This window comes from Frankia sp. KB5 (genome assembly GCF_002099325.1).
Taxonomy (GTDB): Bacteria; Actinomycetota; Actinomycetes; order Frankiales; family Frankiaceae; genus Frankia; species Frankia casuarinae.
Map to the genome: position 1 here is coordinate 1 of NZ_MRUJ01000326.1, position 1,150 is coordinate 1,150.

The 1,150-nt window shown below is 71.0% G+C and carries 1 protein-coding gene; it reads left to right on the forward strand.

What is annotated here, in order from left to right; translation table 11 throughout:
• Positions 1-49 precede the first annotated feature (49 nt).
• A partial coding sequence (locus KBI5_RS23630) for an ISAs1 family transposase (protein ID WP_085016517.1) occupies positions 50-1,150 on the forward strand: 1,101 nt, incomplete at its 3' end.

Sequence of the window (1,150 nt, forward strand, 5' to 3'; positions counted from 1 at the left end):
CGAAAGCGTGCAGAACGCCCACTGACGTCTGCGTGGTCTGGAGTGCGGCGTGTCTGTGGGCGCATTGTCCCGTGCCGCGGCCGTGGTGGTGGGAGCCGGGGCCGTGTCGCGTGCGGGGATCTGGGAACGGTTGGCGGCGATACCGGATCATCGGTCCGCCCGAGGGCTGGTCTATCCGCTTCCGGTGCTGGCAGCGGTCTGGTTGTGCGCGGTGACCGCGGCCGGGCATGACCGGGTCGCGGCGGTGACCGAGTGGCTGGCGGCGACGAGCTGGACGGAACGAGTCCGGTTACGGCTGCCGTGGAATCCGTGGGACGGGCACCTGCTGCCGGACGAGGCCACGATCCGCCGGTTCCTCAACACCGTCGATGACCAGGCGCTCGCCACCGCGTTGCTTGATCCGCCGCTGGCCGACACCCCGGCTGACCTCACCGATGCGGTCCCGTCCGCCCCGGTTCGTCCGCCTGCCGGGGACCAGGCGGTGCCAGTGCGGGCGTATGCGGTGGACGGGAAGACCAGCCGAGGCGCGAAACGCGCGGACGGGAGCCAGGTCCACCTGCTCGGGGTCGCCGCCCACGGCGCCGGGGCGCTCCTCGGCCAGCGGGAGATCGACGCGAAAAGCAACGAGACCACCGAGTTCCGTGCGCTGCTGGCACCCCTGGAGCTGGCCGGGGCGTTCGTGTCGTTCGATGCCCTGCACACGGTGCGGTCCAACCTCGACTGGCTCGTCGTCCGGAAGAACGCCCACTACCTGGCGGTCGCGAAACACAACCAGCCGAAGCTACGGGCGTTCCTGGCCGCGTTGCCGTGGACGGAGATCCCGACCGCGGACCTCACCCGCGACCGGGGTCATGGCCGGGAGGAGACCCGCACCCTGAAGGTCGCCACCGTCACCCACCTCGACTTCCCACACGCGGCCCAGGCCATCCGGATCAGACGCTGGCGCCGGCAGAAAGGCCAGCCAGCCAGCCACGAGACGATCTACGCGATCACTGATGCGACCGCGGACCAGGCCAGCCCCGCGCTGCTGGCCGATCTCGCCCGCGGCCAGTGGCACATCGAGGTCAAACAGCACTACGTCCGCGACGTGACCTTCGGGGAGGACTCCAGCACCAGCCGGACCGGCCGCGGTCCCGCCGTCCTCGCGCTG